We start from the raw sequence: 629 nt of genomic DNA on the forward strand, positions 1-629 counted from the left end.
CCCTCAGGTGTCATAGACGGTGGAGCGATGCCCGACGTGTACGACCCACACCACCAGTTCGCCGTCGTCGATTGTGTAGATCACGCGGTAGTCGCCCACCCGGAGGCGGCGGCGGTCGGGCTGGGAGACGAGGGCAGTGGTGTTGACCCCCGTCGGGTCGTTCTCCAGCTCCGTCAGCTTGGCCACGATGCGGAGGGCCATGTCTCGCGGGATCTTGCGGAGTTCGGCCTGAGCCTCGGCTCGGAAGACGGTGCGGTACCTACTCACTGCGCGCCAGCGTCTCCCTCATGATGTCCTCGATCGGGATACCGGGTGCCGGGTTGGCCATGCGCTCGTCGATGATCCGGTTGATCTCGCGCTCTTCCCACTCCTGGTACTTGCGCAGCACCTCGATGGACACCACGGCGGCGACCTGCTTGCCGCGCCGGGTGATGACGGTAGGAACGTCGTCCCGGTCGGCCCGCTCCACGACCTCGGCCAGGTGTGCCCGGACATCGCGGATGGACTCTATCGGCATCGACTGTGTCATGCGCCCAAGAGTACCGAGTGCCTCATGTGTACACAACGGGGAGTGCGAACGAGGAATCGCCTGGGTCGTGGCGGACGCCTCCCTGATCGCCGCCGTCCGG

2 protein-coding genes are annotated in these 629 nt (G+C 66.1%); both read right to left on the reverse strand.

Annotated features, from left to right (window positions below):
• Nucleotides 1-3: 3 nt before the first annotated feature.
• Entirely contained in the window at nt 4-267 is a 264-nt protein-coding gene (locus AC3ET4_RS30920; RefSeq protein WP_431955304.1) for a type II toxin-antitoxin system RelE family toxin, read from the reverse strand.
• Nucleotides 260-529, reverse strand: coding sequence for a type II toxin-antitoxin system Phd/YefM family antitoxin (locus AC3ET4_RS30925; protein WP_045558185.1), 270 nt, complete (start codon nt 527-529; stop codon nt 260-262). Before AC3ET4_RS30925 ends, AC3ET4_RS30920 begins: the two co-directional genes overlap by 8 nt.
• Between the last annotated feature and the right edge of the window lie 100 nt (nt 530-629).

It is taken from the genome of Actinacidiphila sp. bgisy167 (assembly GCF_057707665.1).